The sequence below is a fragment of the Thiocapsa sp. genome (assembly GCF_022340925.1).
In the GTDB taxonomy this organism is placed as follows: Bacteria; Pseudomonadota; Gammaproteobacteria; order Chromatiales; family Chromatiaceae; genus Thiocapsa.
This window is the reverse complement of sequence record NZ_JAJDNA010000027.1, coordinates 1-6,145: the sequence shown is the minus strand read 5'-3', so window position 1 is coordinate 6,145 and position 6,145 is coordinate 1. Positions and strand designations below refer to the sequence as shown.

At 64.6% G+C, this 6,145-nt stretch carries 3 protein-coding genes; 2 read left to right on the top strand and 1 reads right to left on the bottom strand.

Features of this window, described 5'->3' with window-relative positions; genetic code table 11:
* The first annotated feature begins 974 nt into the window (after positions 1–974).
* Positions 975–2,690: a Wzz/FepE/Etk N-terminal domain-containing protein gene (locus LJE61_RS03750; RefSeq protein WP_296917488.1), complete on the top strand. Its 1,716-nt coding sequence runs from the start codon at positions 975–977 to the stop codon at positions 2,688–2,690.
* Between the two features lie 207 nt (positions 2,691–2,897).
* Positions 2,898–4,097 (top strand): L-2-hydroxyglutarate dehydrogenase, encoded by a 1,200-nt coding sequence (lhgD, locus tag LJE61_RS03745; protein ID WP_296917486.1) that lies wholly within the window; start codon positions 2,898–2,900, stop codon positions 4,095–4,097.
* Positions 4,098–4,663: 566 nt separating this feature from the next.
* Here lhgD and LJE61_RS03740 read toward each other — a convergent pair.
* On the bottom strand, positions 4,664–6,145 hold a 1,482-nt coding region (locus LJE61_RS03740; RefSeq protein WP_296917483.1), incomplete at its 5' end, for a DUF4082 domain-containing protein.

Here is a 6,145-nt window from a genome sequence, read left to right as displayed (position 1 = left end):
CGCATTGGTACGCCCTGAATCTACGTGCGTGGACAGGCGCACTCCGTGACGCTCTTCGCATCTCGGGGAAGCTGCGGGTTTCGTCGGCCGGACGACCGCGCAACTGAGACTCCGGTCACAATTCGCCACAGACGACCGGGGAGATCTTTGCAGGCACCGGGTGCTGCGATGCGGGCGCACCAGTGCCGCGAAAGAGCCCCACGCCGCCGCTGAGTCGCGGCACTGCGACGAAAGGGTGAACGGGTTTACGCATTGGCGGGGGAGCCCAATTTGACCGAACGGACCCGGGCGCAGGTTGGAGGGTGGCCTGGCGACAGGCTCGGCTGCGCGGGAAGTGGGCGGGAAGCGGAGAATCGGATTGGGGTGTGTCCTGAATCCAGGTGTTGGGCCTGTCGCAAGTCCAGTTGAGCTGGCTCGCGCGTGCAATCGACGCGCGTTCGGCTCAGCCAAACTTGTCTCTTTCGAGCGTGCTCGATGGACTGATGTGCGGCAGGGCGCCAATGTGCGCAGGTCAGTGGCAACCGTGTCTCAACGCGTCTTCATAGCCGTCTGAAAACGGCTTGCGCCTTTTTCCAGTTCACAGTCCTGTGGCGCTGCTCGAATAACCGATCGAGTGATCCGGAAAAATCCGGACTCCTCGCCCCTTGATTGATTACAATGGTCAGTCTGGGCGCGCTGTCCCGTTGGTGATTCACGTCGAATCTCAGCTGGCGTCAATAGATTGCCATCCGTGGCCCTGGATTTCGGCATCCCCCGGAACGCGTCCGGGGAAGGCTCTGCCGGAATGACGTCGTGGTAGACCAAACTGCCTCGTCGCCCCGGCAGGGACTGCTGGGGCCCAATGCCAGCGAGGGCATTCCAGAGACCAGCTGAGATATGGCGCTATTCGCCTTCCAGTTTGATGGTCAAAGCGCGCACTCCCGAGCCGACGACAACGCCGCCAAACATCAGAGCCAACGAACTCGCGATTGAAGATGCAAGAACAGACCCTGTCCGTCAGCGATTACCTCGCCATCCTCAAGCGGCGCAAATGGCAGCTCATCATCCCGGCGATCCTCACCTTCATCGCCGCGACCGCGGCCGCGGTTTTTCTGCCTACCCGGTACGAGTCGACCGCGACCATCCTGATCGAGCAGCAGGAGATCCCGATGGACCTCGTCCGCTCGACCATCACGACATACGCGGAGCAGCGGGTCCAGATCATCAATCAGCGCGTGATGACGACGGAGAATCTCAGCCCGATCATCGAGCGCCACGACCTCTATGCGGCGCTGCGCGACAAGCTCGGGATGGCCAGTGCCGTTGAAAAGATCCGAGAGGATATCGAGGTCGAGACCATCAGTGCGGGCGCCCGCGGCGAGGCAATCGCATTCACCGTCTCCTACGAGTCTGAGTCCCCGACCGTGGCGCAAGGCGTCACGAATGACGTGGTCTCCTTGTTTCTGAATGAGAACGCGCGGGACCGCAGACGCGCCACCCAGGAGATATCGCGGTTCCTCGACCAGGAGTCACGCAGGCTCGCCGGGGAGGTCAGCACGCTCGAGGAGAAGCTGGCACGGTTCAAGGAGCAACACGGGGATACGATCCCGGAGATGATGCAGGTCAACCGGCAGCTGTTTCAGCGCGCCGAGGACAGCCTGCGGCAGACTGATCAGGACATCCAGACACTGGAGGTCAACCAGGTCTATCTCCAATCCGAGCTCGCGAAGCTGAACCCCTATGTCGCGACGGGGCGAGGGTCGGACGGACGTGTTCTGAGTCCGAGCGAACGCCTCAAGGAGCTCGAGACCGAACGCCTGCGCCTGAGCTCCCGCTACTCGGTGACACACCCGGACCGGATCGCCGTCGAACGCGAGATCGAGACCCTGCGGCGCGAGATCGGTCGCGGTGGCATCGACGATGCGTCGAGCCCCCGAAGCGCACGGCTCGGGGAGCTCGCCACCTTGTCCAGCCGCTATTCGAGCGAGCACCCGGAAGTCAAGGCGCTGCAAAGACAAGCCAACGCGTCGGCAGGAAGCAGCAGCTCAAGCGCCGGCAGCGGCGATGCTGACAATCCACTTTACATTCAACTCCAGTCACAGGTTGCCGCCAACCAATCGAAGCTCGACGCCCTGCGTGAATCCCGTCAGGAATTGGAGAGCCGCCTGGCTGAGCTCGAATCCCGCCTCGCCGAGGGACCGAAGATCGAGCGGGAGTACCTGCTCATCACCCGTGACTACGATGCCGCGGTCGAAAAATACAACCAGGTCAAGAGCAAGCACATGGAGGCGGTGCTCGCCGAATCGTTGGAGAAGGAGAGCAAAGGGGAGCGGTTTACGTTGATCGAGCCTCCCCTGGTCCCGGATCAGCCCTCGAGCCCGGACCGTCCGAAGATCTTCCTGATCGGTCTGGTTGCCGCCGGGGGGGCAGGCCTCGGGACCGTCGCTGGCCTGGAGACTCTCGACGGGAGGATCTACGCGCTGCGCACCATCAGCAACGCAGTGGGTGCCCCACCCTTGGCCGTGATCCCATTCATCGAGAGTCCCGCGCATCGGCGCCGGCGGCTGATCAAGCGGATCGTCCTCATCGTGGCACTCATCGCCCTGATTGCCGGGTCAGCCTTCGCAATCCAATATTTCTGGATGCCGCTGGATGCAGTCTGGCTCTGGTTGCTGGAAAGACTTGGGTTCGCGCACATCATTGCGGGCTGATCTTGGGGCGGACTTTCCTAAAGGGTCGGGTCCACGACACCGGCCACCGACCGACTCGGACGCGGCCAGCGCCCGGATGGGATCGGCCAATCCGTCAACGCCGACTGTCCCCGTTCCGGATTCTGGCGCACTCCTGACTCCCGACCCCCTGGAACGCTGTGATGGAACGCTGTGATCTTGCGGTCCCCATCGCACTGGGCTGTGACTATGACCTTCGACTATTGCGTCATCGGCGGCGGCATCGTGGGCCTGGCGACCGCGCTGGAGCTTCTTCGGCTCAGACCGGGTTCGGGCGTCCTCGTCCTGGAGAAGGAGTCCGGGCTCGGCCGTCACCAGACCGGTCACAACAGCGGCGTCATTCACTCGGGCATCTACTACACGCCCGGGAGCCTCAAGGCCGAGCTGTGTCGGCGCGGTGCCGAGCAGACAAAGGACTTCTGCAGCCGGCACGGCATCCCGTTCGAGGTCTGCGGCAAGCTGCTGGTGGCCACCAACGAGCCCGAGCTCAGGCGGATGGATGCCCTGGTGGAGCGCGCCCGGCAGAACCGCATCGAGGTCGAATACCTGGACCGGGCCGAGCTGACCCGTCGGGAGCCGAATATCGTCGGCGTTGGCGCTCTGTTGGTCAGGGCGACGGGTATCGTCGACTACAGGCGCGTCTCCGAGTCGATGGGCGCGGTCATTCGCAAAGCGGGAGGCGTGATCAAGACCGGCATCGCGGTGACCGGCATACGGGAAACCTCCTCGGAGGTCGTCGCGTCCGGCGGCCAGGAGGAATGGGCGGCTCGCCGCCTGATCGCGTGCGCCGGACTGCAGTCCGACCGACTGGCGAAGCTGGCGGGGATGAACATCGACCACCAGATCGTGCCCTTTCGGGGGGAGTATTATCGGCTTCCGCCTCCCAAGAGCGGCATCGTTCGCCATCTCATCTATCCGATCCCGGATCCGGAATTGCCTTTCCTCGGTGTTCATCTGACGCGGATGATGGACGGCTCGGTGACCGTGGGACCCAACGCCGTGCTCGGTTTCGCGCGGGAAGGCTATCCGAAATTTTCTTTCGACCTGCGAGACGTGCTGGAATATGCGGCGTTTCCGGGATTCTGGAAGGTCATGCAGAGACACCTTGGGCACGGCGTGAACGAGATGCGCAGCTCGCTCTTCAAGGCGCGCTATCTCGCCGAGTGCCGCAAGTATTGCCCGAGCCTGGGACTCGACGATCTCCTTCCGTGCGAGTCCGGTATCCGGGCGCAAGCCGTGATGCGCGACGGCACCCTCGTTCACGACTTCCTTTTCCTGGAGAGCAAGCGGATGCTCCACGTCTGCAATGCCCCGTCGCCCGCAGCAACGTCGGCGATTCCGATCGGCGAGATGATCGCCGGAAAGGTCCTCGGACGTGAACGCGGTTAGCAGTGCCCCCGGAGCCCGCCTGGGGCAGGTCCTTCAGTCATGACTCCCCACAGGCTTCCATCGGCAGCAGGCCTGGGAAGGGCAGACTTCACGTTATCTAGGACGGCGGAGGTTTGCCGAAGTGCCGGAGATATCGATCATTCCATCACAAAACGACCGACGTCGTGTCATGTCACATCGCAATAGACGTTGCTGCTCATCGTTCTCCTCGCGCGAATAGATTGGCAAGCATGGTGCCTGTCCAGATGACGTGGGCCAGGAGGCATAGAAGCCATAGCAAGCCAGGGTGCGTCAGGGATAGGTAGGCAGTGATCACATTGATGCTCCTGCCTGGTGGAGGGTGGCGCCCCTCGCTGAGGCGGCAGCTGACTTGACGTAGCGTTCTAATGAGATCCATCACACGGGGATTGCGGATCTCCCGTCAGTTCTCCATGAAGGCGGGCCAGTCACCTGCAGTCGAGGCCGAGGATCAGGATACGCCTTCCACGGATGTCGACCTCGGCTCCGCACGGCCAACCGTGGGATCGGGAGCCACGGGTGGCCGTCGTTGACTCGCAAGTCTGTTCTCAGAGACCCGTCGTGGTCACGAATACGACGTCCACCCAGTAATTGGAGGAACGATAGGTATCGGTGGGGAAACCACCGGAGCCGTACAGATAGACCCCGTTACCACCGTCCTCGCCGTCGGCCAGGGCCCGCAGCGGTCCGTTGGCGTAGGCCGAGTCGAAATAGTCCTCATCGACCGAGTAGCGGCCCACCGGGGCGAAGTAGGACGCGACATAGGTCAATCCGGCCTGGATCGCCACCGGCGCGTCGAAGCTCACCTCCTGCCAGCCCGAGGCGCTCTCGTTCACAAAGGTCGCCTGCGCCAGCAGCTGGCCGCCGCTGTCCCACAGGCTGCCCACGTGCGTCCCGGTATTCTGGGTGCTCTTGTAGAAGCGCAAGCCCGTGACGAGCCCGTCCACGTCGCTCTGGAACTTGACCCCAAGCTCCACCGCGCTGGTGTCCGGATCCACCAGGATGCTCGGGGTCGGCGCGGCATCCCAGAGACTGCAGGGGGTCGCGCAGACTCCGCTGCCGGCGGCAGCAGTGGTGAAGGACCAGGTGAGGTCCGCGGTGAGAGCATTCCCCGCCAGGTCCTTGACCCCAGCGGCGTCACCCAGGACCCGCGCGGTGTAGGTCGTGGAGGCTGTCAGTGGGCCGCTCGGGGTCAGGATCGCGCTCCGGCTCGTCGCGTCGTAGCTGAGCGCGGCCGCCACCAGGGCGTCATCCGCATCCAGCAGCTCGAAGGTGTCGCTGGTGATGCTTGCCTCGTCCATCGCCTCGCTGAACACCGCGATCACCGTTGAACCCGCCGCCACGTCGGTCGCGCCCGCGGCCGGGGTGGTCGAGATCACCGTCGGAGGCGTGGTGTCAGCCGCCGGGGCCACGGTGAGGCTCAACGCCGCCGTGGCCGTCGCCGGTGTGCTGGCCGCGTCGCTCACCTCAACCAGGAGGTTGGCCGTCCCGGCCGCGGTGGGCGTGCCGCTGATCTCGCCACTCGTGGGATTTAGGTTCAGGCCGTCGGGCAGCGGGTCGCTGCCGGCCGCCAGCGACCAGCTGTACGGCGCAATGCCGCCGCTCGCCGTGAGCGTCGTCGTCGGATAGACCGTGTCCACCGCACCGGCGGGCAGACTGGTGGTGGTGATGGTCAGCGCTTCGGGGGCGACGACAAGACTCAACGCCGCGGTGGCGGTCGCCGCCGGGGTCGCCGCATCGCTCACCTCAACCGTGAGGGTGACTGTCCCCGGCGCAGTCGGCGTGCCACTGATCTCACCGCTCTCGGCATCCAGGTTCAGGCCGTCGGGCAGCGGGTCGCTGCCGGTCGCCAGCGACCAGCTGTACGGCGCGGTGCCGCCGCTCGCCGCGAGCGTCTGCGCGTAGGCCGTGCCCACCGCCCCGGCGGGCAGACTGGTGGTGGTGACGCTGAGCGCCGCCGGGGTAACGACCAGGCTGAGTGCCTGGGTGGCCGTCGCCGCCGGGGTCGCCGCGTCGCTCACCTCAACCGT

Bases quoted from the DNA above. Each gene is read 5' to 3' on its own strand.
- lhgD (WP_296917486.1), top strand. From the start codon at position 2,898: ATGACCTTCGACTATTGCGTCATCGGCGGCGGCATCGTGGGCCTGGCG.
- LJE61_RS03750 (WP_296917488.1), top strand. From the start codon at position 975: ATGCAAGAACAGACCCTGTCCGTCAGCGATTACCTCGCCATCCTCAAG.